This window comes from Arthrobacter sp. E70 (genome assembly GCF_058266945.1).
Window position 1 is genome coordinate 256,861 of the sequence record NZ_JBYQFR010000001.1, and the last position, 26,241, is coordinate 283,101.

Consider the following 26,241-nt stretch of genomic DNA (forward strand, 5'->3'; position numbering starts at 1 on the left):
GGTTAGCCCTGCAGAGCCAGGATGGCGGTGGGGGCGTCGGCGGCGGTCTCGGCCAGTTCCTCGAACTCGTTCACGGCGTTGATTTCCACGCCCATGGAGATGTTGGTGACCTTTTCCAGGATCACTTCGACCACCACGGGAACCTGGAACTCGCCCATCAGCGCCTTGGCCTTGTCGAACGCGGCGGCGAGGTCGTTGGGGTCCTCCACGCGGACGGCCTTGCAGCCCAGGCCCTCGGCCACCTTGAGGTGGTCAACGCCGTAGCCGCGGGTGTCCTCGGACAGGTGCGTGCTGTTGATGTTCTCGAAGGCCAGGGACACGTTCTGTTCCATGTTGAACCCGCGCTGGGACTGGCGGATCAGGCCCAAGTAGGAGTTGTTCACCACCACGTGGATGTACGGCAGGTTGAACTGCGCGCCCACGGCCAGTTCCTCGATCATGAACTGGAAATCGTAGTCGCCGGAGAGGGCCACCACGGTCTGGTCCGGGTTGGAGCGCGCGACGCCGAGCGCGGCCGGGGCGGTCCAGCCCAGCGGACCTGCCTGGCCGGCGTTGATCCACTTGCGCGGGCCGAACACGTGCAGCATCTGCGCGCCGGCGATCTGTGACAGGCCGATGGTGGACACGTAGGTGGTGTCGCGGCCAAAGGACTTGTTCATCTCCTCGTACACGCGCTGCGGCTTGATGGGGATGTTGTCGAAGTGCGTCTTGCGGTGCAGGGAGGCCTTGCGGTCCTGGCATTCGGCAACCCAGGCGCTGTAGTCCGGCAGGGACCCGGCAGCAGCCCGCTCCTTGGCGAGCTCAACCAGCCCTGCCAGCGCCGCGCCGGCGTCGGACGCGATGCCCAGGTCCGGCGAGAACACACGGCCGATCTGGGTGGGCTCGATGTCGATGTGCACGAACTTGCGGCCCGCCGTGTAGGTCTCCAGGCCGCCGGTGTGGCGGTTGGCCCAGCGGTTGCCGATGCCGATCACGAAGTCGCTCTGCAGGTAGTTCTCGTTGCCGTAGCGGTGCGAGGTCTGCAGCCCCACCATGCCGGCCATCAGCTGGTGGTCGTCGGGGATGGTGCCCCAGCCCATCAGGGTGGGGATGACGGGCACGTTGAGGGTCTCGGCCAGTTCCACCAGCTGCGCCGAGGCACAGGCGTTGATGATGCCGCCGCCGGCGACGATCAGCGGGTGCTTGGCGGCCAGGAGCATGTCCAGGGCCTTTTCGAGCTGCTTGCGGGAGGCCTTGGGCTTCTCGACTGGCAGGGGCTCGTAGGTGTCGATGTCGAACTCGATCTCCGCCATCTGAACGTCGATGGGCAGGTCCAGCAGCACGGGGCCGGGGCGGCCGGAGCGCATCAGCTGGAAGGCCTTCTGGAAGGCACCGGGAACCTGGCCGGGTTCCAGGATGGTCATGGCCATCTTGGTCACGGGGGCGGCGATGGATTCGATGTCCACGGCCTGGAAATCTTCCTTGTGCAGCTTGGCCACGGGCGCCTGGCCGGTGATGCAGAGCATGGGGATGGAGTCTGCCCATGCGGCGTAGAGCCCGGTGATCATGTCGGTGCCGGCGGGGCCGGAGGTGCCGATGCAGATGCCGATGTTGCCGTCCTTGGCGCGGCTGAAGCCGTCGGCCATGTGGCTGGCGCCTTCAACGTGGCGGGCCAGGGTGTGGCGGATGCCGCCGTGGGCGCGCATTGCGGAGTAGAAGGGGTTGATCGCGGCGCCTGGCAGGCCGAACGCCTCGATGGCGCCTTCCTTTTCCAGGATGGCCACCGCTGCATCAACGGTACGCATCTTGCTCATGGGGTGCTCCTTGAAAGCTTGAAAGTCTGTTTTTGGGTGTGCTGAAGGTACCGTCGTCGTCTTTAGGGACGACGGCGGCTGCCCTGCCGTGTTTCTTAGGCGCCTATGCGCCTGGCCTTATTTCCTGCCGCTGAGCTGCAGGACCTGCTTGAAGAGACCGGAGTGGTCAAGGCCGCCGTCGCCCTGGTTGACGGTGGCGGCGACGAGCTGGGCGACGACGGCGCCGAGCGGGATGGCGACGTTGGCTTCGCGGGCGGCGGAGGTCACGATGCCCAGGTCCTTGTGGTGCAGGGCAAGGCGGAAGCCGGGGTCGAAGTTGCGGTCGAGCATCTTCTGGCCCTTCTGGTCAAGGACCTTGGAGCCGGCCAGGCCGCCGCCGAGGACCTTGAGGGCGGCGTCGGTGTCCACGCCGTAGGCCTCGAGGAAAGCGATGGCTTCGCCGAGGACCTCGATGTTGACGGCGACGATCAGCTGGTTGGCAGCCTTGACGGTCTGGCCGGAGCCGGAGGGGCCTACGTGGACGATGGTCTTGCCGACGGCGTTCAGGACGTCCTGGGCGTCGTCGAAGTCCGCCTTGTCGCCGCCGACCATGATGGACAGGACGGCGTCGATGGCGCCCTGTTCGCCGCCGGAGACCGGGGCGTCGAGGGGGCGGATGCCGGCTTCGCGGGCCTCGTCCGAGAGGCGCTTTGCGACGTCGGGGCGGATGCTGGAGGCGTCGATCCACAGGGTGCCCTGCTTGGCGTTGGCGAACACGCCGTCCTTGCCGCTGACGACGCCCTCGACATCGGGGGAGTCCGGCACCATGGTGATGACGACGTCGGCTTCCTTGACGGCGTCAGCGATGCTCGAGACGCCCTTGCCGCCCTCGGAGACGAGCTTGTCGATCTTGTCCTGGCTGCGGTTGAAGCCGGTGACGGTGTGGCCGGCCTTGACCAGGTTGATGGCCATGGGCAGGCCCATGATTCCGAGGCCGATGACTGCAACGTTGCTCATGATGGTTCTTCTTTCTGGAAAGTCTTTGGGGTGGCGGGCGGTTATGCGCCGGTTAGTTGCTGATGCGCTCGCGGATGGCCCAATTGAAGGCCGTTTCCTGCGGCTCCTTGTATTCGAGGCCGATGTAGCCCTCGTAGCCGAGTTCGCGGCTGCGGGCGATCCACTCGCCGAGGGGGAGGGTGCCGGTGCCGGGGGCGCCGCGGCCGGGGTTGTCGGCGATCTGGATGTGGCCGAAGTCCTTGGCGTGGTTTTCGATGACGGCTTCAACGTCGTCGCCGTTGACTGCCAGGTGGTAGAAGTCGGCGAGGAGTTTGACGTTGTCGACGCCGGCCTCCGCCTTGACGCGGGCGATGACCTTGAGTGCGTCGTCGGCGGTCAGGAGCGGGTACTTGGGTGCTCCGCTGACGGGTTCGAGGAGGACGGTGCCGCCGATGCGGGCGACGCCTTCGGCAGCTGCCGCAAGGTTCTTGACGGCGAGCTCGTCCTGCTCTTCGGGGGTGAACTCGTCCTGCCGGTTGCCGTAGAGGGCGTTGAACGCCTTGCAGCCCAGGCGTTCCCCGATGCCGGCCACAACGTCGATGTTGTCCTTGAACTCGGAGCAGCGGCCCTTCCAGGAGACCAGGCCGCGGTCGCCGCCGGGCATGTTGCCCGCGTTGAAGTTCAGGCCGGTGAGCTGGACGCCGGCATCCGTAATGGCGTTCTCGAACTTGGCGATTTCGCCGTCTGCGGGGACCGAGGTCTCGAAGGGCCACCAGAACTCGACGGCGTCGAAGCCTGCTGCCTTGGCGGCGGCGGGCCGTTCGAGCAGGGGCAGCTCCGTGAGGAGGATGGAGCAGTTCACTGTGTACGTCATCGTAGGTCCTTCCGAGGGGAGGGGTTCTGATCTATCTTCCCTTGCTTCCGGCATCTTCACCGTTTCCGCTTTGTGGAATTTAGATTCTGCTTTATGAAAGTGTAGGGAACGTGGGGCGGGGGAGTCAAGGGGAGGGGGGCGGGGCCGCCGCTCCATCACCGGCAGGCCGGGCCGCTGGCCGACATATACTCCGAGCATGCCAATCATGCGCTTCGACCGAGACAATCAAGTGACGCCATCTACTCCCGGGCAGGGCGGAGCGGGCCTGTGAGCGGCGGCCTCGTAGCGTTGCTCGACGACATTGCCGCCTTGGCGCGCATCGCAGCCGCATCAGTGGATGATGTGGCCGCAGGGGCAGCCAAAGCCGGCACCAAGGCGGCGGGCGTGGTGATCGATGACGCCGCGGTCACGCCCCAGTACGTGTCCGGAGCCGACCCGTCCCGCGAACTGCCAATGATCAAGAAGATCTTCTGGGGCTCGTTGCGGAACAAGCTGCTGATCATCCTGCCGGCACTGCTGCTGATCAGCGCCTTCATCCCGTGGATCATCCCGTTCATCCTCATGCTGGGCGGCACCTACCTCTGCTACGAAGGCGCGGAGAAGGTCTGGCACAAGCTGCGCGGGCACCATGAGGCTGACGAAGACTCACCTGCCGTGGACCGGGGCGCCGACGCCGAAGCCAAAGTAGTAAAGGGCGCCATCATCACCGACTTCATCCTGTCCTGCGAGATCATGGTCATCGCCATGAACGAGGTCCCCGATGCCTCCCTGTGGGTCCGGGCGCTGATCCTGGTCGTCGTGGCGATTGTGATCACCATCGCCGTCTACGGCGCCGTCGCCCTCATCGTGAAAATGGACGACGTCGGCATGCACCTCGCAGCCAAGGACTCCGCAAGCTCCCAGCGCTTTGGCGAACTGCTGGTGCGGGGAATGCCTGCCGTGCTGGGCGCCATCACCTTCATCGGGACGATCGCCATGCTCTGGGTGGGCGGCCACATCATGCTGCAGGGATCGCACGATCTCGGCTGGCACGCGCCGTACGACCTGGTCCACGCCCTCGAGCACCCGTTTGCTGGAATCCCCGTGGCGGGCGGCTTCCTTGCCTGGCTCGTCAACACCCTGTGCTCCGCAGTACTTGGCGTTATCTGGGGCAGTATCGTCATGGCCGTCGTGACGCCGTTGCTCAAGGCACTGCCGTCCAACAAGGCCAAGGCGAAGGACGGCCATGCGGAGGGTGGCAGCCACGCCGCCGCCCAGCCGCCGGCGAAAAACGACGGCGACATGGCCTCCTAGCCGCGGTCCAGCGCCGCGGGCGCGAATGAAGAAAGAACAACGACGACGGGCTCCGCACCAGACCAGGTGCGGAGCCCGTCGTCGATGCGGAGCACCTAGTGCTGCAGGTCCTTCCCCTTGGTCTCGGGAATGGTGAACACGAACGCCGCGCTGACCACCAGCAGCAGCACTGCGTACACGTTGAACACCTGCGGCGCACCCAGCGAGGACCCAAGCCACTGCTGCAGGTACGGCGCGGTCCCGCCGAACAGTGCCACGCAGATGGAGTAGGGGACGCCCACGCCCACGGTGCGGATCGACGTCGGGAAAAGCTCCGCGTAGACGGCGGGCACAATGGCGGCGCTCGCGGCGATGAAGACCAGCATCACGGACATGGAGACCGCGAGTTGCCAGGCGGAGTCCTTCAGCAGCCAGGTCATGGGAAAGTGCAATAGGGCCGAGCCGATGGCGCCGGCCCACAGCACCTTCTTGCGCCCGATCCGGTCCGACAGCTTGCCCCACACCGGCAGGGCGGCGATGAACACGATATTGGCGACCACGCCGGCCCACAGCGCCTCGCCGCGGTCGATCTTCAGTGCGGTGGTGGCGTAGCTCGGTGCCACGACGCCCCAGATGTAGTAGATGACAGTCAGGCCGACGGTCAGGCCGATCACCTGCAGCGCCTGCTTGCGGTAGCGGACAATCTGCGGCCAGATGGGAGCGCGCTTCTCCGCCAGCGCTTCACCCTCGAAGGCGTCCGTCTCGTGCAGGCGGGACCGCATGATCAGCGCGTACAGCCCCATCGCGGCGCCGATCAGGAACGGGATCCGCCAGCCCCAGGCGTTCATCGCCTCGGTGCTCAGGGCCATGTTCAGGACCGCGCCCAGCAGCGTGCCGAACAGGATGCCCACCGTCCCCGAGGTGTAGATCAGGGTGGCCCAGAACCCGCGGTGCTCCTTGGGTGCCATTTCGGAGAGGTATGTCTGCGACGACGGCAGCTCGCCGCCGTGCGCCAGGCCCTGGATCAGCCGGGCCACCAGCAGCATCAGCGAGGCGAACGCACCAACACTGGCGAACGTAGGCGCGATGCCGATCATCAGGCTGCCCAGCGAGGCGAGGCCGACGGCGAGGGTCATCGACGTTTTCCGGCCCACCCGGTCGCCGATCCAGCCGAACAGGAAGCCGCCGAAGGGGCGTGCCACGAAACCGACGGCGAAAATCGCGAGGGTGGACAGCACGGCGGACGCCGGGTCCTGCTTGCTGAAGAGCTGGCTGGCGATGAACGGTGTGAAGGTGGCGTAGATGGCCCAGTCGTACCATTCGACGGCGTTGCCGATGCCGGTGCCGACGATGGTCTTCGCGGTGGACATGCGTCCAGTCTGTGGCGTGGTTGCTGCAACGGACATGATCTTCTTCCTGGGTGTTGTTTCGTTTGTGGTGGAACGGGCGGCGGCGCTGCTGCCCTTAGGCGCGCTGTTCATGGTCAGCAGGTCCGCGAAAGCGCGGCCAGCCGGGAAACGGCGAGCTCGGCGTAGAGGGCTGCCCCGTCAGCCAGCACGCCGTCGTCGAACGTTGCGTACGGGGAGTGGTTGAACGGCGAGGTGGCCGGGTCCCCACCCGGGGCGACGGCGCTGAGTCCGACGAACGTGCCGGGCACCTCGGCCAGCACCCGGGAAAAGTCCTCGGACCCGCTCAGCGGCGTGGCCCAGCGTGAGAGGCGGCGCTCGCCGAAGAGCTCCGTGATCACCTTTTCGGCGGTATGCGTTTCGTCCTCGTCGGTGATGGTGAGCGGGTATTCCTGCAGGTAGTCGACGGCTACCTCCACCCCGTGCGCCGCGGCAATTCCCTTGAGCAGGCGCGGGACGGCCTCCATCATCTTCACCCGCGATGCTTCCGAGAACGTCCGGATGGTGGCCTCGATCCGGGCCGACTCCGGGATGACATTGCGTTTGGTACCCGCGTGCAGCACCCCCACGGACAGGACGACGGGGTCGAACATGTTGAACTGGCGGGTGACCATGACCTGCAAGGCAGTCACCATTTCAGCGGCAACGGTGACCGGGTCCTTGGCCGAATGCGGCGCGGAGCCGTGGCCGCCGGCCCCGAGCACCGTGACCTCGAGCCCGTCGGAGGCGCTGAGCATGACGCCGCGCTTGGTGCAGAAGGTGCCGTGCGGTTCCAGCGAGGAGAAGACGTGCATGCCGTAGGCAGCCTGGACGCGGGGTCCGGCGGCGTCGAGGACGCCTTCGCGCAGCATGTAGCTGGCGCCGTCGAACCCTTCCTCGCCGGGCTGGAACATCAGGACGACGTCGCCCTGCAGCAGGTGCCTCTTCTCGGCCAGGAGGGTGGCGGCTCCGGCGAGCATGGAGGTGTGCAGGTCGTGGCCGCAGGCGTGCATCGCGCCGTCCGCCTGGGACGTGTAGTCGACACCGGTCTTCTCCTGGACAGGCAGCCCGTCCATGTCGGCGCGGAGGAGGACGGCGGGGGCAGCGCCGTTCCTGTCGCCGTGGGGGTTGCCGCCGGGGTTGCCCCCGCGCAGGACCGCGGTGACCGACGTCGTTTCCTTGCCCAGGGTGATCTCGAAGGGGAGGCCGTCGAGCGCCTGCAGGACCCGTTCCTGCGTGCGGGGGAGGTGAAGGCCGATTTCCGGCTGCCGGTGCAGGTCGTGGCGCAGGCGGGTGAGGTCTTCCTGCAGGTCTTTGGCGTCGTCGGTAATGGGCACGTGTACTCCTCGGCAGTCGGCATCAGGGCTTGTGGACTATTCTGAAGTGGCGTGGTTCACATCCACGGGAAGCGCTGGAAATATACTTCTTCAAGCCGTCTGGGACAGGATCTATGCAACAGGAACGAGTTACTGCAACAGAACTGAGCGAGGAGGACCTTGCCCTGATCCAGGTCCTGCAGGCCTCGCCCAGGATGGGCTGGGCCGATGCCGCGAAGGTGCTGGATGTTCACGCCACCACCCTTGCCGCCCGCTGGGACCGGCTCACCGCAGGCGGGGCCGCTTGGGTAACGGCCCATCTGGCCGGCGACCCCAAGCAGATGCTGTTGGCCTATGTGGCCGTGGACTGCGAGATGAACCGCAGGGAAAGCGTCACTGCCCAGCTCGCCGCCATCCCGGAGATCGTTACCGTGGAGGAGGCGGCCAGCAACCGGGACCTGATGCTGACAGTGATCACGCGCTCGCTCGAGGAGTTCAGCGAAAAGATCATTTCCCGGCTCAAGGCGATTGAGGGCCTGACCAAGTATCAGGTGGCCCTGTGCACCCGGCTGCACAGCAGTGGGGACGACTGGCGGCTGAACGTCCTGAGCCGGGCCCAACTCGCAACATTGCGGACCCTCGGGCCCCAGGCCGTCCCGGAGGAGGCAAAGGCAGCCGCCGGCCAGCTGCCGCAGAGCCACCTGGACCTGCTGCCGTTCCTGGCCCGGGACGGCCGGGCCACCGCGGCGGAGATCGCACGCGGCCTGGGCCGCCATCCGGCCACCGTCCAGCGCCAGCTGAACCGGGTGCTCGCCAGCGGGATCCTCTCATTCCGTTGTGAAATAGCCCAGCGCTATTCCTCGTTCCCGGTGACCTGCCAGTGGTTCGTCAACGTGCCGGCCGGACAGCACGAGGCGGCGGCCGCCGGGATCCGCACCATCAGCAACGTCCGGCTCAGCGCCTCCACCACGGGCCCCACCAACTTTGTCATCATCATGTGGCTGCACACGCTCGCGGATGTCATGTCCGCCGAGCTGGCACTGCAACAGAAGGTCCCCGGGATCGACATCGTCGAGAGCGCGGTGATGCTGCGGACGGTCAAGCGGGTGGGCTGGATGCTGAAGGAAGATACGACGGCGAGTGGCGCCGTCGTACATGCCGGAAACCTGGGTGCCGCCGCGGACTGAAGCAGCACAAAGCGGGAGCCAGGGGCATTGCCCCTGGCTCCCACTTTGCGCGGGGTAAACCGCCTAATGCCCGTGATGGTCCACTTCCACTACGGCGCTTTTCTCCCACGCGGTCCAGTCCGACCAGTGTCCGCCGTGGTTCTGCACCCGGAACGACACGAGTTGGTAGACCTCTTCACCCTTGCGGTGATGGTCGCCGACATCGACCCGGTAGTGAAGGGTCTTTGCGTCGTCGTGACGATCAAAGTCAACGGTGACCAGCCGTTTGGCGATGAGGTCGTCGTCGTGATGACCTCGCTCGTCCTCGTAGACGCGCTGGCGGATCTCGACGGTCTTTTCGCCGTTGCAGTCGACCTTGATACTGAAGTCGACGTCGTCGCCGTGGAGGTCCTTTGGATCCAACGGGTCCACCGTACAGCCGTAGCGGCTTGTTTCGGCGTTGGCCGGCGCGGCCAGTGCCAGGAAGCCTCCGAACATACCTAGTGACAGGACCGGAACCAGGGTGATCTTTGCCCGGGTTGAGCGGTTCATTGGGGTGTTGGACATTTTGTTGCTCCTCAAAGGATGCGAATACCTTTGCGGGCAGGCTTGAGGCGGTCGAGTGATGAGCATGTTGTGATAGACCAGTGCGGCGGCGTCCGCCTGCCCGTCCCATTTCAAACAGCGCGCCCGGCAAAGGGGGGCGGCTTCGGCTCCGGATCTCTTCATCTTTGGGCATCCGGTTGTTTAATCATCCGGCTGTATCTGGGGGGATGCCAGAGGGGTGCCTACCCTACCTACGGGTATTTTTCAAGACTTGCGGCACCGGTTTTGTTCCTGCCGGCGCTGTCCATGCCCGTACTGAACCATAGCCGCCTCATCCAACTTAATAGTTCCGCATCGCGGATTTATCTTTCCGGAAACATAGCCTTCCTACTGTTGCTCACGACCCTGCGGCGCCACTGCGCCGCGAGCCCCTCAACGAACAGGCACTGGCATGAACACCACGGACACAGGACCCTCCCCGCAATCCGTCCCGGCGGCGCGCAGGAAACCGGTGTACAAGTCCCTTTTCTTCCAGATCATGGCTGCGGTTATGGCCGGCATCGCGATCGGCCACCTGTGGCCGGATCTCGGCGCAGGACTTCGCCCCCTTGGTGACGGGTTCATCCAGCTGATCAAGATGATCATCGCCCCGCTGATCTTCCTGGTGATCGTCACCGGCATCGCGGCGGTCAGCGACGTCAAGGCCGTCGGCCGGGTGGGTATCAAGGCCTTGGCCTATTTCACCGCCGCGACGATGTTCGCGCTGGTATTCGGCCTGGTGGTGGGAAACCTGGTGCAGCCGGGCGCAGGCCTCAACATCGACCCCGCCAGCCTGTCCCAGGACGCCCTCAACGCCAAGACCTCCACGGCCCCGCCCAAGGATGCCGGCGCCTTCCTGCTGGGGATCATCCCCACCAGCGTGGTGGGCGCATTCGCCAGCAACAGCCTCCTGCAGGTCCTCTGTTTCTCCGTGTTCTTCGGGGCCGCGATCGTCGTCGTCGGACGTGAACGCTGCCTGCCGGTGATCACCCTGCTGGAGACCGTGCTTGAACTGTTCTACAAGATCATGGGCTGGGTCATGCGTGTGGCGCCGGTCGGCGCATTCGGCGCCATGGCGTTCATCATCGGCCAATACGGGCTAGGTTCCCTGGGCACATACGCGCTGCTGATCGCCGCCTGCTACGGCGCGGCGGTGGTGTTCATCGGGCTGCTGTTCGTGGTGGCCTGGGCGTACCCGCGGGTGCCGCTGTGGCAGTTCATGAAGTACACGCGGGAGGAATTCCTGCTGGCCCTCGGCACGGCGTCCACGGAGTCCGTGCTGCCGCGGATCATGACCAAGCTGACCAACGCCGGCTGCTCCCGCGCCACCACGGGCCTGGTGGTTCCCGCCGGGTACTCCTTCAACCTCGACGGCGCAGCCCTGTACCTTTCCATTTCGCTGCTCTTCCTGGCCCAGGCCTTCGGCTACAACCTGGACCTGGGCCAGCAGCTCGCTGCCCTCGGCGTGCTGATGCTGACGTCCAAGGGCATGGCAGGGGTGCCCGGTTCCGCCTTCCTCGCTCTGTCCGCCACTGCAGGTGCCCTGGGCATCTTCCCGGTTGCCGGCGTCGCGCTGCTCCTGGGCGCCGACCGGCTGATGGACTCCATGCGCGTGGTGGTGAACCTGCTGGGCAACTGCGTGGCCACGTTCGTGGTGGCCACATGGGAGGGCCAGTTCGACCGTGACGCCATGCTTCGCGCCTTTGCGGGGGAAGATGCGGGCTCCGAAGAGAATGCGGTTGCTTTTGAACCCGCACCCGCACCCGAACCCGAAGCTGCACCTGCCGCGCCGGCGGCGGCCCGCTAGCCTATGCCGGACTGTCGGGGCCTGCCGCAGACTGTCCCTTGCCGAAACCATGCCGCTGCTGTCCGGCGGGAATGGCGGCGATCGGGTTTTCGGTCCGGGGCTCGCCGCTGCGCCAGGTTGTTGCGGCCTGCGAGTGGATCGCGGCAAACGGGGTAAGTGAGGTCACATGAAACCGTTGCCTGCACTGGAGCTCGTCACCCGTTTCGAGGACGCCGAATGGCTTGACCCGTTGGCCAAGAGCGTCCGGAAGATCGTCAGGAAGGCCGTTCCGGCCCGCTGGGCACGGGACGTCCTGCATGGCGTCCCCATCGGCCACCCCGTGCACCCGCTGGCGGTCCAGGTGCCGATCGGCGCCTGGGTTTCCGCCGGCGTGCTCGATGCCGTCCCGGGAGGTGGAAAGGCTGCGGGGCTGCTGATCGGCGTGGGAACCGCGAGCGTATTGCCGGCCGCCCTGGCCGGTTTTACCGACTGGTCGCAGCTGCACCCGCAGCAGCAGCGAGTGGGACTGGTACACGCCGCGGCCAATGTGACGGCAACCAGCCTTTATCTTGCCTCGTTGGTGCAGCGGGCCCGCGGAAGCCAGGGCAGTGGGAAGGTGCTGGCGTACCTGGGGCTTGCAACAGTGAGTGCCGGCGGCTTCCTGGGCGGCCACCTCACCTACCGGCAGGCCGCCGGCGTGAACCACAGCGAGGAAATCCCGCACCGTTTCCCGTCCGGCTGGCATCCTCTCGCGCCGCTGTCGGAGCTGCCCCAGGGCGAACTGCACAAGCGCGACGTCGCCGGGATTCCGCTGCTCGTGCACCGCAACGGAGACACGGTGGACGTGCTGTCCGACGTGTGCAGCCACCTGTCCGGGCCACTGCACGAAGGCAAGATCAAGGACGACGACGGGGACCCGTGCGTCGTCTGCCCCTGGCACCGGAGCACCTTCTCGCTGCGCACCGGCGAAGTGAAGGCCGGCCCCGCCACGTCCAGGCAGCCGCGTTTCGAAACGCGGGTAACCGGCGACCTCGTGGAGGTGTGCCTTCCCGGCGCGGACGGGTAGAAAGGCCGTTCGGCCCTACTCGCTATGGTGCGGCCGCGCCACACTGGGCCTATGGCGGGGTCCAAGGGAGTGCATGCACCGTGAGCAATCTTCGGCAGGACACCGCAGACCTCTACAAGGCGCGCAAGGGATCGGTTGACTTCGTGGACGTTCCCTTGCTCCTTTACGCGCTGGTGCGCGGCGAGGAGGATCCCAATGGGCCGGCCTTCGCCGAGGCTTTGCAGGCGCTCTTCACCATCAGCTACGCGGCGCACTTCCGCTTAAAAAAGGAGTCCGGCGCCGTGACGCACATGATGCCGCTGGAGGCTCTGTGGTGGTTTGACGAGCCGGCGCAGGCGGAGCCGGTCGAAGCCGTCGCTGCGGGCTTCGCGGGCATGGCCGGTGGGCGGGAATCGTGGCGTTGGCAGGCCATGATGGTGCAGCCCGAGCCAATCGACGAAGCGTTGCTGGAGCGGGCGGTGCAGGATTCCAGGCCCAAGCACCATGAGATCTACCTGGGCGACCCGCGCCGCAGCGCGCCGGAGAAGCTGCGGACCCTGATCCGCCACCCCGTGGCGTGACTGCACGGCCACCAGCAGGGACGGGGGAGGTCATGACAGACGAGGGCGTTCGAAGACTTGCAGGATGGACAGGCCTGGGAATGGTGGCCTTTTCCTTGGCCCAGTTCCCGCTCTACCTCATGCAGGATCCATCGATCGGGATCTATGACGGTGCAGCCGGTTCCGCAGAGGCGCTGCGGTTGCGCAACGTCATCTTCACCCGGGTGCTGCTGGACCTTTTCCTGTATGCATCGGGTATGGCTTTTGCCGCAGGTCTGGCGCACCTGATCCGCCGTGCGGATCCCCGTCACGGCTGGGCCTCATCGCTGGTGATGGCCTCCATGTCGGTCTGGCTGGGGGTGACGCTGGTAGCCAACGGTTTCGAAGGCGGCCTCGCTCTCGACGCCCAGGCACCGGAACCGGACCCTTCCGTCAACAGGGCGTTGACCATGGGCTACATCCTCATTTACAACAGCTCCGTGGCCTTCGCAATTACCGCCCTCTTTATTGGCTCGGCGGGATACGGAACCGTCGCTGCGCGCGTCCTGCCATCATGGACCCGATGGGTGGCCTACGGGGCAGTGCTGCTCTGCGCGGCGGCCGTGCCTTCGATGTATGCCGGTCCGGCCGAACCCACAGGCTTCTATAACGCTGCTGGATGGGGGCCTGTGGTCATCGCCAACTTCCCACCGCTGATCTGGATTGTGCTTGCTTCCGCGTTGCTCCTGCGTCGTCCGCCATCAACAGCCCGGCCAGGATTGGTCCCGTCCAGGTCCTCGCATTCCGATAGGGGCGGCCACGGAAAGGGCCAGCCATGGGCGTCGTAAGGGAAAGGGGACCACGATGATGCGTGTCAGCGAACCACGCGAGATCGCAACCGGCGTCTTTCTCCTCACCGCAGGCACGGGGCCGATGGCCTCGAACCTCTACCTGGTGCGTTCCGGCCCGGCCTGGATGCTGGTGGACACGGGATGGGCAGCCACCGTGGAAGAGGTGCGGCGGGCAGTGGAGCGGTTGCTCGGGCCCGATGCCAAGCCAGTCGCCATAGCGCTGACGCACATCCATCCCGACCACTCCGGCGGTGCCGGCGCATTGTCCCGGTTGTGGCAAGTGCCGGTCTACGTCCACCCGGCGGAGCTGCCGATGGCCGCCGGGAAGTATCTTCCTGAGTTTTCGATGCCGTTGGACCGGTGGATCACCGCGCCCCTGATGCGCCTGCTGCCTGCACAGAGGCGGCGCGGGATCGAGGCTGCGGGTGACATTTCCGACGTCGTGCGTCCCCTGGGCCCCCGCGGCGAACTGCCGGGAATGCCTGGGTGGGTCGCCGTCTCCGCACCCGGACACACCCCAGGGCACGTTGCCTACTGGCGTTCCAGCGACCGGGTCCTGATGACCGGCGACGCGGTGGTGACCGTCAACCTGAACTCCCTCCAGGGGATCCTGCTGGGAACACCCGACCTGGCGGGCCCGCCGCGCTACACTACCTGGAACTGGAAGACGGCGATGGAGTCCGTTGCGGCGCTCGCCAACCTCGGCCCCGCCCTGCTGGCGCCCGGCCATGGACAGCCGCTGTCCATAGCTGTTGCCCCTCGGCTGCGAGGGCTGGCAGCGGGGAGGCGCAGGCAACGGAAGCGACTGGGCCAGCGGGCGGGAGCACCCAAAGCCGCGTGGGAACGGCTCGTTGGGCTGCTGGCCAAGAGGGGCCTGCAGCTGTAGGAGCATATTGCCGCAGCTGAGGGCGACAGGCGGCCTGTCACGAGGCGAGGTGCTTGAGGAGCGCTTCTTCGAGCTGGCTTCGCTGTCCTGGCATTATCCCCGGGGGCCAGTGGGTTGGTTCGGGATCGTGTTGTTCGGCTGGGTAGTGGCGGCCCGTTGGGGAGGTCCAGCCGGGTGGTTCGTTGGTGGTGGCGGGGGTGGGCGTCCAGCCGGTGTTGTGTTTGAGGCGGTGGTGCTTGGGGCAGAGTTGTCCCAGGTTGGCGGCGCCGGTGGTGCCGCCGTGTTGCCAGGCGGTGAGGTGGTCGGTGTCGTTGTCGGGGGTGCGGTTGCTGCAGCCGGGGAAGGTGCACTTGCTGTCCCGCATTCTGATCCAGCGTTTGATGGCCTCCGGGAGCCGGTAGCTCTTGCGCCCGATCTCCAGCGGTGCCCCGTCCCGTGGGTCGACCAGGACCCGGTAGAAGGAGTCGGCGCCGTCGGCGAGAAGTTTGCGGGCCATGGAGGCCGGGATCGGTCCGTGGCCGTCGAGGATCGCGGGTTCGTCGGTGACGCCGAGGGCGGAGAACACCGGAACCATCACCAGCACGTCGGCCCGGGGTGTGGGCACGTTGCCGAGGTCCTGGTTGCCGGGCTCCACGGCGTTTCCCGCGCCGAGGAGCACGCTGGCGGCGATGTCGGGGCGGAGTTGGGTGAGGGTGCGGGGTTCGGTGGGGCTTTGGAGGCCGCGGGCGATGGCGGTGGTGCGGTTCCAGATCGCGCTGGCGGTGTCGCCGGGGAGGTGGAGTGTGATCCGGGCCATGCCGTCGCGGTCGGGCCGGTATTCCATGCGCCGGTCGGCGGCGCCTTTGGCGTGCCGCTTCTCCAAAGATTCGGGGTGGTGGCGTTCGCGCCAGGCGCGGGCTTTGGCCCGGAACCGTGACGGGACCAGCGTCCCGGGGGCCGCGCCGCGGGCCGGGTTCGGGGCGTCGGGGTCGAAGAAGTGCGCCACCAAAGACGCCGCCCCGGCAGGGCTCAGGCCTTCGGTTTCATCCACGATGACCTTGGCGTGCTGCCACGACAGTGCTCCGGCAGCCAGTGCGTGCATGACGGGCGGAAGCGAGCAGACCTGCTGCGACTGGTGGACGAACGCCCCTGCTGCCGCGGAGCTGATGGTCAGGACCCCGGCGATCTCCTCCACCACGGACATCTCGGCGTAGGTGCATTCCGGCACGGACGCCTCCGGCGGCGTCATGGCCTGCTGGATCGCGATGCAGTCCGCTGTGTCCTGGGCCTGCCCGGCCTTGAGCTGCGCTTCCAGCCGGGACCTCAGCTCCAGCCGTTCCAGCCGGATCTCATACTGCCGCTGCAACACATCCATACCAGCAGCGCCAGCACCAGCACCAGCGGCAGAACCATCAGCAGAGGAAAGCGCAGCCTCCTCGAGGAACAGCGCATCAAGGGCAGCAACACAGGCATGAACACCCTCCATCCCTGCCCCTGCAGCGCCGCTGATTTCCATACGAACATCATCCAACGGGGGTGTGACATTCCAAGCTGGAGCCTGCGTGGATCAGGTCAGGAGGGCGGAGCAGCCCACTTCCCCGCGCGCAGGACGCCGGCCAGGGCCAGCTCCGGGTCAAGGACCACGACGTCGGCCTGCATCCCTTCGCGCAGGTCGCCTACCCGCCCCGCGATTCCCAGGACGGAGGCAGGGACTGCTGTCGCGGACACCACCGCGTCACGAAGCGGAACGCCGGCGGCAACGGTGGCCCGGACGACGTCCAGCAGGGTCGCGGTTCCACCGGCGATCGCACCGGTGCCATCCACCCGGGCAACCCCCTGGTCCACTGTCACGGCCAGGGATCCCAGCCGGTACTTGCCGTCGGCGAGGCCGGTGGCAGCCATGGAATCGGTGACCAAGGCAATGTTCTCCGGCCCCACGAGGTCAAACACGAGCTTGACGGTCTCCGGTGCCAGGTGGGCGCCGTCGCCGATCAGTTCCACCACCGCCGTTCCGGCACGGGCCGCGGCAAGGCTGGCCGACACCGGCCCGGGGGAGCGGTGGTGCAGGGGAGGCATCGCGTTGAACAGGTGGGTGACGGTGGGCCGGTGCCTGCCGGTGGAATGTCCTGGCGCACGCAGGCCAGCAGCTGCCCGCGCGAGGAATGCCGCCGCCGTCGTATGGTCCGCAGCCGTGTGCCCCAGCGAAGGGACCACGCCGCGGGAAGCGAGGAGTTCCACCAAGCCGCCGGCGCCGGGAAGCTCGGCCGCCAGTGTCACGGATACCAGGGATGGGCCTGCCGCGGCCATCAGTTGGGTCAACAGTTCCATGTCCGGTTCCAGCAGGAGCCCGGGATCATGGGCGCCGCACTTCAGCGAGGAGAGGAACGGCCCCTCCAAATGGGATCCTGCAATCAGCCCCTGGCCCGTCAGCTCCCGCAGCATCGTTAGGTTCCGCACCAGGTCCGACGGCTTCCCCGTGACCAGGCTGCCCACCAGGGTGGTGGTGCCCCGGCTGTGGAGAAATCGTGCAGCCCGCGTGGCCCCGTCCACTGAGCCTTCCGAGAAGTCCGAACCGTAGGCACCGTGGCAGTGCAGATCCACCAGTCCGGGCATAAGGATGCGGCCGGCGGGGGCGTCTGCCGGAAGCACCCCGGAAAAATCCGACGCCGGCCCGGCGAAGGTGACCAGGCCGCCGTCGACCGCCAGGACCCCGTCCGCAATGTCCAGGGAGGCGGTGACGATCCGTCCCCGAAGAGCCAGTTCGTTGCCCACTGCTACCGCCCTCCCGTCGTCGATGCAGCAGCCGCGACGGCGGCGGCCATTCGTGCTGCCAGGCCGGGGTCTGCTCCCGCAGCCCGGACCCCGCCGGAAGCGCCGGGCTGCCGGAGGCGCGCCGAGGTGTGCACGGCATGGACACCCGCTTCAAGCAGCGACGGTACCAACTCCAGGGTCACACCCCCGCCTGCCATAATCTGTACGGCGTGCGCCTGCCGGCGTCCTTCTTCCACCAGGCGGCGCAGCATCTCCAGGCCCGCAGCGCAGTCGCGGCCCCCGCCGCTGGTCAGGACCCGGTTCACGCCGGCCTGCTCCAGGCGGGACAGCGCTCCCGCCGGATCCACGCCGGAGGCCAGGGCTGCGTCAAACGCGCGGTGGAACGTGACCTCTGCATCCCACCGCAGCGACCGCACGCCCTCAACGAGGCGCCGGATGGCCGCAACATCCGGCCCGCCGTCGGCCGCCAGCACGCCAACCACCACGCCAGCAGCGCCGGCACGCACAGCGGCAGTGGCGTCCCGCTCAATCACGTCCAGCTCGACCGCCGAATAGGTGAAGTTTCCCGGCCGTGGCCGCACCAGGACATGGACGGGAAAGCCCAGGCTGCACGCTTGCTCTACGGCGCCGGACGTCGGCGTGATGCCTCCCGTCTCAGCCAGGGCGGCGCACAGTTCAACGCGGGCGGCGCCAACGGCGGCAGCCAGCCGAACGCCGTCGCTGTCTTCCACTGCAAGCTCCAGCTGCGGGAATGTGGCCGCCGGCACGCGGTTGGCGCTCAGAGTCCCTGCCATGCCGGCTTCCGGCCGAAAGTGTCCTGGTAGTAGCCGCGGTGGGCGAGCCGGGAGGCTGCGGCCTCGTCCACGAGTACCGAAACGTGCGGGTGCAGTTGCAGGGCCGACGCGGGGCAGATGGCCGCGACAGGACCCTCGACGGCGGCAGCCACCGCCTCTGCTTTGGCCTCGCCCAGGGCGAGCAGCAGCAGGTGCCGTGCCTCCCGGATGGTTCCCAGCCCCTGTGTCAGTACATGGTCCGGGACGTCCTCGGGCGAAGCAAAGAAGCGGGCATTGTCCTGGCGGGTCTGCCGGGTCAGGGTCTTGATCCTGGTGCGGGAGGCAAGCGAGGACATGGGCTCGTTGAAGCCCACGTGGCCGTCGGTGCCGATGCCCAGGATCTGGATATCCACTCCGCCCGCTGCAGCAATCCTGGCCTCGTAGCGGGCAGCCTCAACCTCGGGATCGCCGGCCAGGCCGTCCAACCCGTGCACTGCACCGTCTCCGAAATCCACGCTTTCCGTGAACTCCTTCCGAATGACCGAGTGGTAGGACTGCGGATGCGCCGCGGGCAGGCCCACGTATTCGTCCAGCAGGAAGGCCTGGGCGGCGGCGAAGCTCAGGCCCCCCTTCCGGTGCCGTTCGATGAGCTCCCGGTACGTGCCCAGGGGAGTGGATCCGGTGGCCAGTCCCAGGACGGACGGCCCGCGGCGGACCTGTTCCTCGATGGCATCCGCGGCCGCGCGCGCCACGTCGTCAGGGGTGGGGAGGATGATGATTTCCATGCAGGCTGTGCTTTCGGTTTGAGGTCTGTTGCCCGGCGGTTTACTTCGCGGCTTCGGTTTCCACGGTGACTTCATCGTCCTCACGGCCGGGCGTGCGCAGGTTCCAGCGCTTGATGACGAATGAGAAAAGGAAGTAGTAGACCACGGCGTAGCCCAGGCCGATGGGAATCAGCAGCCACGCATTTTGAGCTTTGCCGAAGTTGAGGACGAAATCGATCAGGCCGGCAGAGAACGTGAATCCGTGGTGGATGCCCAGCGCGTTCACCAAGGCCATGGAGGTGCCGGTCAGTGCGGCGTGGACGATGTAGAGCGGGAACGCAACGAACATGAAGGAGTACTCGAGCGGTTCGGTGATGCCGGTGAAGAAAGCCGTGAGTGCGGTGGAGAGCATGATGCCGCCAACGATCTTCTTCTGCGAGGGCTTGGCGTGGCGCCAGATGGCCAGTGCTGCGGCGGGCAGGCCGAACATCATGATGGGGAAGAAGCCGGCCATGAAGATGCCCGCGCTGGGGTCGCCGGCGAAGAAGCGGTTCAGGTCGCCGCGGACAAGGTGGCCGGACGCATCGGTGTAGTCGCCGATGAGGAACCAGACGCCGGAGTTCAGGATGTGGTGCAGGCCCGCAGGGATCAACATGCGGTTGGCGAAGCCATAGACCCCGCCGCCCACCACGGCGTTGCCGGCCACGGCCTGGCCCACCGCGGAAAGGCCAGCGTTGAAGAGCGGGTACAGCAGGGCCAGGACGACGCCGGCCACCAGGCTGGTCACGGACGTCAGGATGGGCACCAGGCGCCGGCCGCTGAAGAAACCGAGGAAGTCCGGCAGCTTGGTGCGGTAGAACCGCTGCCACAGTCCGGCCGACAGCAGGCCGACCACGATTCCGGCGAGGACGCCGTAGTTGATCATCACCGGCTTCCCGGCGGGGTCCAGTTGGCCGGCCAGGACCAGGGGCGACATAGCCTTGAACACGCCGTCGATCACCATGTATCCCACTACTGCCGCGAGCGCGGTGGAGCCGTCGGCCTTCTTGGCCCAGCCGACGGCGATGCCGACTGCGAAGATGAGCGGCAGCCAGGTGAAGACTGCGTTGCCGGCCGCTGAGATGACGGCTGCGCCGCCTTCGAAACCGGGGATGGCGCCGAGCAGGTCGGCCTGGCCGATGCGCAGCAGGATGCCGGCGGCGGGAAGGACGGCGATGGGGAGCATCAGGCAGCGGCCCAGCCGCTGGAGCGTGGCGAAGGCCCTGTTTGGTTTCTTCTCGGGCGCCAGTGCTGTGGTGTCGGAAGTTGTCATGGTTGCACCTCTGCGGGGTATGGGTGGGGGCTTGTGGAAGAGCGGTTCCAGCCGGTACTGTCTGGTTATGACCAGTTCAGTGTGATTCATCCCACGGCCGCTGTCAAGGAAGGGGTATCCTTCCAAGGCAAGCCGCCAGCGGCAGATGAAGCAGTCATTGGTCGAACCCAAGGCCGCCGGCCAGGGTTTTGGAGGATGTGCTCCGTGCGGGCACCGGCAGAAAGGGCAGCAATGTCCAAAGCAGAAAAAATCATTGAAGGCCTGGGCGGGGCTGGAAACATCGTGGAAGTGGAGGCGTGCATCACGCGGCTCCGCACCGAGGTCAGGGATTCGTCGCTGGTCAATGAAGCGTCCCTCAAGGCTGCCGGAGCCCATGGCGTCCTGGCGGCCGGCACGGCCGTGCAGGTGATTGTTGGCCCCGAGGCGGACACCCTTGCCGAGGACATCGAGGACCTCCTCTAGTGGCGCAGTCCTTGATGGTCCATGCCCCGATCGGCGGGTCCGTGGTTCCACTGTCCGACGTGCCGGATCCCGTGTTCGCCGGCCAGATGGTAGGTTCCGGCGCGGCGGTGGAGCCTGCCGCAGGTGTGGCGTTCGACGTCGTCTCCCCCGTAGCGGGGAAAGTGGTCAAGCTCCTGCCCCACGCCTTCGTGGTGGTCGAGTCGTCGGGCCGGGGCGTCCTGACGCACGTGGGTATTGACACCGTCAAGCTCAAGGGTGAAGGCTTCAAACTTTTGGTGGCGCAAGGTGACACTGTTGCGGCTGGTGAGCCTGTCATGCATGTCGACCCCACCGCTGCCCTGGCCGCGGGCTACTCCATGGTGAGTCCCGTCGTCGTCCTGGATACCAAGCCGGACACCGCCACCCTGGTAGCCTCCGGAAGCGTGACAACCGGCGCTTTGCTGTTTTCGGTCGGCTGAATCTGCCTGGTTACAGCCTGACTTCCATGGTCAGTGAGTAGCGGTCCGAGCGGTACCAGGAGCGCGAATGCTCGATGGCCAAGGCGCCCGAATAGGACACGCGGTCAAACGCGAGCACGGGTGCCCCCGTTCCCGTTCCGAGGAGAGCCCCGACGTCAGCCGGGGCTCCCTCGGACCGGACGCTTTGGCGTGCCCGGTCGATCTGGTGGCCAAACTGCGCAGCCAGGGCCTTGTAGACCGAGCCTGTGAGATCGATGTCCAGCAGTCCGGGTGCGTGCTGGGGGTTGTACCAGGCGTCGTCCACGCTGACCGGCCGGCCGTCCGCAAGGCGGAGCCGCTTCAGGTGGTACGCCTCCGCCCCGGGCGCGAGGCTGAGCGCGTCAGCTGTGTCTTCCGGGGCTTCGGCGTGCTCGGCCACCAGTACCACGGTGCTGGGAACGTGCCCCATGGCCTCCATCTCCTGTGTGAACGAGGCAAGGTGAAGCGTGGACTGGACGGGTGAGTCTGCCACGAAAGTACCCTTGGCGGGCACGCGCACCAGGTGCCCCTCATTGACCAGTCGGCCGATCGCGGCCCGTACTGTGATGCGGCTGACGCCATAGGCGTCCATGAGGGTCCGTTCGCTGGGCAGCCGGGCCCCGGGCTCCAGTTCTTCCTTGGCAAGCTTGAGGATGATCAGGCGGAGTTGTTCGTGCTTGGGGATCTGTGAGTTGTTGATGGGCGCGGTTGCCGCCTGCGCCGTGCTCCCTGGTGTGGCGGACATCCCAGCCCCTCCTTTGTCTGGAGCGGTCCGGATAGGACCACTTCTTCGGATTATTCCATACCAGGTCCCTCCCGGGGCGGTCCGGCAAACGCATGAGCGGGATGAGGCCCGGGCACCTGCAGCATGCCCGCGTCCCGGATGCCCCAGGGGGCGTGCGGAGATTTCCGTGGCGTCTTCCCATTCCGGACCAAAACCCTTTACAGTGGGAAACACTAAGCATGCTTTCTATTTTCGGAGGGTGACCTGATGCGAAAAGTTTCTGCGCTTGGACTGATGACCGCGGCGATGCTGGCGCTGGCCAGCTGTTCTGGGGGTGGGGGCGGCACCGCCAGCCCCTCCGGCACGGCGACGGCGTCCGCTTCCGCCAGTAAGACCGCTGAGGCCAAGGTCTACTCGGAGGATGAGCTCCGCAACCTCATCTCAGGCATGAAGGATGGCGACGGCAACGAGCTGAAGCTCTACTCGAAGGAACAGGTGGACCAGGGCGGAAACATCGCCAACCTGCTGATGAGCACCGCCACCATTGATCCCAAGGACTGCAAGGACATTGCCACCGCGGGCCTGCTGGACAAGGTGGAGACCGGCGACGTCGCCGTCGCGCTGTCCCAGGGCAACCAGCCGCGCACGCTGTCAGCGCAGTCCGGCGGCAGCGGCCCGGATGCGGTGAAGACCCTGGAAGACATCAGCGGCAAGATGGGCCAGTGCGCGAAGTTCTCGGTGTCTGCACTCGGCCAGAAGTACGACGTTTCCAGCGAAGAACTGAAGGCGGAGACCGATGCGGACAAGACGTTTGCCACCGTCAGCACCCGTAGTGGAGACAACCAGCAAAAGCTGATGCAGGTTTCCGCGGCCGAGGGACGCCTGCTGGTGGTTGCCACCAAGAGTGGCACGGACCTGGGCGACAAGGACCAGAAGGAGCTTGAAGACCTCATCAACGACGTGCTGGCGAAGGCTGAGGGTGGGGCGACGTCCAGCCCCAGCTCGACCAGTTCCTCCGGCGGCTCCATGGGCACGTCCTCACCGAGCGCCTCGACCACGGCCTCGTCCACCGCTTCGGCGACCATGACCTCCGGCAGCGGAGCGACGTCGTCGCCAAGCGCTTCACGGTAGCGCACACCGCAAAAGGGGAGGGGCAGGACCTTGTGGTCCTGCCCCTCTTTGTGCCACCTGGGCTGTATTTACTTCGACGCCGGATGCCGGGTGTCGGACGAGCGTAGTCCAACGAGCCCCGCCAGCTGCTCCGCGAGCTGCGCCGCAGGGGCCGACGCATCCACGGCAGAAAGCGTCCCCGGGGCAGGCCCTTGGCGGTCCGGAGCGCCAGTTGGCAGTGCAGGTGCCGGTCCATGACCACCACTCCGTCGAAGCGCCGTGCGCGTACATGCGAGGCCAGTACGTTCGCCACCCGCAGGAAGCTTTCGACGGCGTCAGCCAGTCGATCAGGCAACGTCAGTCCCAGCCGGGCGGAGAGGTTGGACATGCTCCGCCTGGTTGCGTGGTTGCTGAGCGGCAGGGCGCGCCCCAATGATCACGCGGCCTCCTTCCGCCGATGGGTTAAACGGCGCGGACCGCCCCAACGTCCCGGACGAGCTGCCATTCACAGTTTCTGCAAAGGCCGGGGCACGGCAACGGCCCGCCGGCTTTCGCCGACGGGCCGTAGAGTCGCTCTGCTGGGCAGGTGCTTTACATGATGCCGGTGGGAACCAGCAGGGCCCATGCCAGCGCCGGTGCCACCAGCACCACGCCACCCGCGTAGAACATGAGCTGCTTGTACACGCGCTGCCGGTCGTCGTCGCGGGCGTTGGCTACCACCAGCGCACCGTCAGTGGAGAAGGGGGAGACGTCGACGACGGTGGCTGCGATGGCCAGCGCGGCGACGGTTCCGGAGGCACTGAGGGAGCTCGTAGCCAGCAGCGGGCCGGCGAGGGGAATGAACGCGGTCAGCAGGGCCGTGGAGGACGCGAAGGCGGAACCGACGCCGATCACGTAGCACAGGACCAGTGCGATCAGCAGCGGCGCACCCAGGGCCAGGGCCTGCTCGGCGAGGGTATCGATGACGCCCACGTGCTCCAGCAGGGATACGTAAGTGATCATGCCGGCCACCAGCAGGACGGTGGACCAGGAGATGCCGCCAATGAAGGTCTTGTGTTCCTTGATGTTGACGAAGGCCAGGAGGAGGCCGGCGGAGAGGGCCACAAAGCCGATCGGCAGGTGGAAACCCAGGGTGCACACAAGGATCGCGGCAATCAGTGCCAGCGTCAGGATCTGCTGGCCGTGCGGGCGGCCGGCGGGGGACGTGTCGATATCCACATGCACGCCGCTGGCGCCGTCACGCAGCTTGCCGATCAGGGCGAACACGATGATCGTCAGCACGGAGAGGATAAGGTTCAGGGCGAAGCTGGCGAGGAACAGGCCGCTCTGGGAGATCGGGAAGTCGTTCTTCAGGGCAATGTTGTGGACCAGCACTCCGGCCACGGACAGCGGGGAGAAGCCGCCGGCGTGGGCGCCGTTGATGATGAAGGCGCCCATGACCACCGGGTGGATGCGGGACTCGTAGGCGAATCCGATGGCCGCAGGAGCCAGCAGCGCGATGGCGGCCGGGGAGAAGGTTCCCAGCGCGGTCAGTGCCGCGGCGATCAGGAAGAACACCCACGGGAGCAGCAGCGTTTTCCCGCGGACCATGCGCACGCAGCCCTTGACGATGATGTCGATGGTGCCGTTGCGCTGGGCCATGCTGAAGAAGTAGGTGACGCCGATAATGGTCAGGACAATGCTGGCGGGGAATTCCTCGAGGATCTGCTTGTCCGACATCCCCAGCATGAAATAGCCGACGCCGAACGAGGCCACCAGCCCCATCACGCCAATGTTCAGCGGCCATTTGGTGGCGACGACGAACATCACCACAAGGATCACCAGCGGGATGATCTGGGTTGCTGTCATGGTCGGCTCCGAACTCGTGGCGGCAGCCTGGTTGAAGATGCCGCCGCCGAAGAGCAGGGCAACCACAGCCAGGATGGCCACGCCGGCCACCGTCCACAGCAGGATACGGCGCCGGGAGGAGGTCCGCCCGGGGCGGTCGTCCAGTGTGTCGTTTACGGGCGCGGCGGTGCGCTCCGCATCCTTGGTCAGAAGGGTCTTAGTCATGATGGTCTCCTCAAAGGGTAGCGCCCGCGAGGGAAGCAGCGACGTCGCTGCCGGACACCTCGGGCAGATGGATGATGGTGGTGGCGATGGTGCGGGCGGTACGGTCGACGCCGACGAGCAGGCTTCCGGCGTGCTCCTCGCTCCAGGTCTCGATCACCCCGGCCGGGGTGCGGAGGCGCAGTGTGCTTCCAGCGGCGTCAATGGTCATGGCGTTGAGCACCGTGCCGGGTGTGCGGGCGGCAAGGGTGAGCGCGATGCTGCCAGTGATGGCCAAGGCGGGGTGGGGCTTGCCCATCGAGAGCATCATGACGTTGATATCGCATGCCGGGTCCGCGTCCGTCCGCGGGCCAACGATGGCGACCTTGGGAATGGCGCGTGCCGCTGCGGCAGTGGTGGGAGCCAGTCCCATCCGGACCGCAGCCTGCCGGCGGATCTGTTCCAGGGTGCCGAGTTGTTGCTCGACGCCCGCCTGCCAGCCGTCGTAGCGGCCCAGGTCGAGGCCCAGTTCCGCGGCCTGGACCATCACCACGGGGGCTCCGGCGTCCACCATGGAGACCGTCCAGCGCGTCCCGCCGGCCGTGATGACATCAGTTGTTGCACCGGTGGGCAGCAGCGCCCCGGTGGTCTTGCCGGCCGGATCCTGGAAGCCGAGCCCCACGAGGTGGCCCGGGAAGGGTACTCCGGGCATCTCCGCGGCGGGGGAGTCCGGCAGGCCGCCGTCGGGCGTGGCCACGCGCTGCACGATGATCTGGCCCGTGTTGGTGTTGCGCGTGACAACCCGGGTGACGTCGCCGGCGGGAACCACCCACCCCTTCTCGATGGCATACAGCCCCACCACCGCGGAACAGTTGCCGCAGTTGCTGCCCCAGTCCACGGCGGCTTCCTCGATGCCCACCTGCGCAAAGGTGAACTCGATGTCCACGCCGTCCTCGGCCGGGCGGTGCAGGATCACTGCCTTGCTGGTGGTGGACGTCGCTCCGCCCACCCCGTCGATCTGGCGGGAGTCGGGGCTCCCGAACAGGCGGGGCAACAACACGTCCAGGCCGGCGCCGCCTTCCTGAAGGTGCTCAGCCTCGAACACCCAGCACTTGCTGGTGCCGCCGCGCATCCATTCCGCTTCAAACCTCATTGTTATGCCACATCTCCTTGTGCCTGAATTTCCTTGGGGCGCCTGTATCGAGAATGAGCCAGCTCACAAATTAAGACAATGTTCAAGACCTGCAAGGGGTTGTAGGATTGCTTCAATCACTTGCAGTAGAAGGCGGGTGGATGCATTGGTTCCTCGTGAAGCCTTCGGTCTTGGCCGGTTTTCGCGGTGCTCCGGGACTGTCCTGCAGCTCATTC

Annotated in this window: 25 protein-coding genes and 1 pseudogene; 10 read left to right on the forward strand and 16 right to left on the reverse strand. The window is 66.6% G+C overall.

What is annotated here, in order from left to right; genetic code table 11:
• Positions 1-2 precede the first annotated feature (2 nt).
• The 3 genes from gcl to AC3IMC_RS01205 form a co-directional block, all read right to left on the reverse strand.
• Complete coding sequence (gcl, locus tag AC3IMC_RS01195) at positions 3-1,793, reverse strand: glyoxylate carboligase (RefSeq protein WP_490916601.1); 1,791 nt, start codon at positions 1,791-1,793, stop codon at positions 3-5.
• 117 nt (positions 1,794-1,910) lie between these two features.
• The gene (locus AC3IMC_RS01200) at positions 1,911-2,834 is read right to left on the reverse strand and encodes a 2-hydroxy-3-oxopropionate reductase (RefSeq protein WP_490916773.1); all 924 of its coding nucleotides are present in this window, start codon (positions 2,832-2,834) and stop codon (positions 1,911-1,913) included.
• Positions 2,835-2,841: 7 nt separating this feature from the next.
• Positions 2,842-3,642: a hydroxypyruvate isomerase family protein gene (locus AC3IMC_RS01205; RefSeq protein WP_490916602.1), complete on the reverse strand. Its 801-nt coding sequence runs from the start codon at positions 3,640-3,642 to the stop codon at positions 2,842-2,844.
• Between the two features lie 267 nt (positions 3,643-3,909).
• On the opposite strand from AC3IMC_RS01205, the gene AC3IMC_RS01210 reads away from it, so the two are divergent.
• Positions 3,910-4,935 (forward strand): DUF808 domain-containing protein, encoded by a 1,026-nt coding sequence (locus AC3IMC_RS01210; RefSeq protein WP_490916603.1) that lies wholly within the window; start codon positions 3,910-3,912, stop codon positions 4,933-4,935.
• Positions 4,936-5,030: 95 nt separating this feature from the next.
• Here the strand turns inward: AC3IMC_RS01210 and AC3IMC_RS01215 are convergent, their stop codons facing one another.
• Both AC3IMC_RS01215 and AC3IMC_RS01220 read right to left on the reverse strand, forming a co-directional pair.
• Positions 5,031-6,320, reverse strand: coding sequence for an MFS transporter (locus tag AC3IMC_RS01215; protein ID WP_490916604.1), 1,290 nt, complete (start codon positions 6,318-6,320; stop codon positions 5,031-5,033).
• A gap of 77 nt (positions 6,321-6,397) precedes the next feature.
• Positions 6,398-7,636, reverse strand: a complete 1,239-nt coding sequence (locus AC3IMC_RS01220) for a M20 metallopeptidase family protein (RefSeq protein ID WP_490916605.1) — start codon at positions 7,634-7,636, stop codon at positions 6,398-6,400.
• Between the two features lie 113 nt (positions 7,637-7,749).
• Here AC3IMC_RS01220 and AC3IMC_RS01225 point away from each other — a divergent pair, with 113 nt between their 5' ends.
• Positions 7,750-8,802 (forward strand): Lrp/AsnC family transcriptional regulator, encoded by a 1,053-nt coding sequence (locus tag AC3IMC_RS01225; RefSeq protein ID WP_490916606.1) that lies wholly within the window; start codon positions 7,750-7,752, stop codon positions 8,800-8,802.
• 63 nt (positions 8,803-8,865) lie between these two features.
• Here the strand turns inward: AC3IMC_RS01225 and AC3IMC_RS01230 are convergent, their stop codons facing one another.
• The gene (locus tag AC3IMC_RS01230) at positions 8,866-9,348 is read right to left on the reverse strand and encodes a hypothetical protein (protein ID WP_490916607.1); all 483 of its coding nucleotides are present in this window, start codon (positions 9,346-9,348) and stop codon (positions 8,866-8,868) included.
• A 430-nt stretch (positions 9,349-9,778) separates the two neighbouring features.
• On the opposite strand from AC3IMC_RS01230, the gene AC3IMC_RS01235 reads away from it, so the two are divergent.
• A complete protein-coding gene (locus AC3IMC_RS01235) occupies positions 9,779-11,173 on the forward strand; it encodes a cation:dicarboxylate symporter family transporter (RefSeq protein ID WP_490916608.1) in 1,395 nt (464 codons plus the stop codon).
• 1 nt (position 11,174) lies between these two features.
• On the opposite strand, the gene AC3IMC_RS01240 is transcribed toward AC3IMC_RS01235, so the two are convergent.
• Positions 11,175-11,339 (reverse strand): hypothetical protein, encoded by a 165-nt coding sequence (locus AC3IMC_RS01240; RefSeq protein WP_490916609.1) that lies wholly within the window; start codon positions 11,337-11,339, stop codon positions 11,175-11,177.
• Here AC3IMC_RS01240 and AC3IMC_RS01245 point away from each other — a divergent pair, their 5' ends adjacent.
• From AC3IMC_RS01245 to AC3IMC_RS01260, 4 genes are all read left to right on the forward strand, one after another.
• Positions 11,340-12,218 (forward strand): Rieske (2Fe-2S) protein, encoded by an 879-nt coding sequence (locus AC3IMC_RS01245; RefSeq protein WP_490916610.1) that lies wholly within the window; start codon positions 11,340-11,342, stop codon positions 12,216-12,218.
• Positions 12,219-12,298: 80 nt separating this feature from the next.
• Positions 12,299-12,778 (forward strand): hypothetical protein, encoded by a 480-nt coding sequence (locus AC3IMC_RS01250; protein WP_490916611.1) that lies wholly within the window; start codon positions 12,299-12,301, stop codon positions 12,776-12,778.
• A 32-nt stretch (positions 12,779-12,810) separates the two neighbouring features.
• Positions 12,811-13,584: a hypothetical protein gene (locus AC3IMC_RS01255; protein WP_490916612.1), complete on the forward strand. Its 774-nt coding sequence runs from the start codon at positions 12,811-12,813 to the stop codon at positions 13,582-13,584.
• 16 nt (positions 13,585-13,600) lie between these two features.
• The gene (locus AC3IMC_RS01260) at positions 13,601-14,473 is read left to right on the forward strand and encodes an MBL fold metallo-hydrolase (RefSeq protein ID WP_490916613.1); all 873 of its coding nucleotides are present in this window, start codon (positions 13,601-13,603) and stop codon (positions 14,471-14,473) included.
• Positions 14,474-14,510: 37 nt separating this feature from the next.
• Here the strand turns inward: AC3IMC_RS01260 and AC3IMC_RS01265 are convergent, their stop codons facing one another.
• The 5 genes from AC3IMC_RS01265 to AC3IMC_RS01285 are packed head-to-tail and all read right to left on the reverse strand — an operon-like array spanning position 14,511 to position 20,073.
• Positions 14,511-15,968, reverse strand: a complete 1,458-nt coding sequence (locus tag AC3IMC_RS01265) for an HNH endonuclease signature motif containing protein (RefSeq protein WP_490916614.1) — start codon at positions 15,966-15,968, stop codon at positions 14,511-14,513.
• 56 nt (positions 15,969-16,024) lie between these two features.
• A complete protein-coding gene (locus AC3IMC_RS01270) occupies positions 16,025-17,224 on the reverse strand; it encodes an N-acetylglucosamine-6-phosphate deacetylase (protein ID WP_490916615.1) in 1,200 nt (399 codons plus the stop codon).
• A 2-nt stretch (positions 17,225-17,226) separates the two neighbouring features.
• A complete protein-coding gene (locus tag AC3IMC_RS01275) occupies positions 17,227-18,018 on the reverse strand; it encodes a copper homeostasis protein CutC (RefSeq protein ID WP_490916616.1) in 792 nt (263 codons plus the stop codon).
• Positions 18,003-18,782: a glucosamine-6-phosphate deaminase gene (nagB, locus tag AC3IMC_RS01280; RefSeq protein WP_490916617.1), complete on the reverse strand. Its 780-nt coding sequence runs from the start codon at positions 18,780-18,782 to the stop codon at positions 18,003-18,005. Before nagB ends, AC3IMC_RS01275 begins: the two co-directional genes overlap by 16 nt.
• A 40-nt stretch (positions 18,783-18,822) precedes the next feature.
• Positions 18,823-20,073, reverse strand: coding sequence for a PTS transporter subunit EIIC (locus AC3IMC_RS01285; protein ID WP_490916618.1), 1,251 nt, complete (start codon positions 20,071-20,073; stop codon positions 18,823-18,825).
• A 231-nt stretch (positions 20,074-20,304) separates the two neighbouring features.
• Between AC3IMC_RS01285 and AC3IMC_RS01290 the strand changes: the two genes are divergently transcribed.
• Positions 20,305-20,535 carry a PTS sugar transporter subunit IIB gene (locus AC3IMC_RS01290; protein WP_461857240.1) on the forward strand — a complete coding sequence of 77 codons (231 nt, stop codon included), beginning with the start codon at positions 20,305-20,307 and terminating at the stop codon, positions 20,533-20,535.
• Positions 20,535-20,993 carry a PTS sugar transporter subunit IIA gene (locus AC3IMC_RS01295; protein ID WP_490916620.1) on the forward strand — a complete coding sequence of 153 codons (459 nt, stop codon included), beginning with the start codon at positions 20,535-20,537 and terminating at the stop codon, positions 20,991-20,993. Before AC3IMC_RS01290 ends, AC3IMC_RS01295 begins: the two co-directional genes overlap by 1 nt.
• A 10-nt stretch (positions 20,994-21,003) precedes the next feature.
• Here the strand turns inward: AC3IMC_RS01295 and AC3IMC_RS01300 are convergent, their stop codons facing one another.
• Positions 21,004-21,756, reverse strand: a complete 753-nt coding sequence (locus AC3IMC_RS01300) for a GntR family transcriptional regulator (RefSeq protein WP_490916621.1) — start codon at positions 21,754-21,756, stop codon at positions 21,004-21,006.
• A 246-nt stretch (positions 21,757-22,002) separates the two neighbouring features.
• Here AC3IMC_RS01300 and AC3IMC_RS01305 point away from each other — a divergent pair, with 246 nt between their 5' ends.
• Complete coding sequence (locus tag AC3IMC_RS01305; protein WP_490916622.1) at positions 22,003-22,866, forward strand: hypothetical protein; 864 nt, start codon at positions 22,003-22,005, stop codon at positions 22,864-22,866.
• 145 nt (positions 22,867-23,011) lie between these two features.
• On the opposite strand, the pseudogene AC3IMC_RS01310 reads toward AC3IMC_RS01305, so the two are convergent.
• From AC3IMC_RS01310 to AC3IMC_RS01320, 3 genes and pseudogenes are all read right to left on the reverse strand, one after another.
• Positions 23,012-23,275, reverse strand: a pseudogene (locus AC3IMC_RS01310) (thymidylate kinase); the annotation flags it as partial.
• A gap of 161 nt (positions 23,276-23,436) precedes the next feature.
• A complete protein-coding gene (locus tag AC3IMC_RS01315) occupies positions 23,437-24,882 on the reverse strand; it encodes an SLC13 family permease (RefSeq protein WP_490916774.1) in 1,446 nt (481 codons plus the stop codon).
• 25 nt (positions 24,883-24,907) lie between these two features.
• Positions 24,908-26,026 carry a PrpF domain-containing protein gene (locus AC3IMC_RS01320; protein ID WP_490916623.1) on the reverse strand — a complete coding sequence of 373 codons (1,119 nt, stop codon included), beginning with the start codon at positions 26,024-26,026 and terminating at the stop codon, positions 24,908-24,910.
• Positions 26,027-26,241 lie beyond the last annotated feature (215 nt).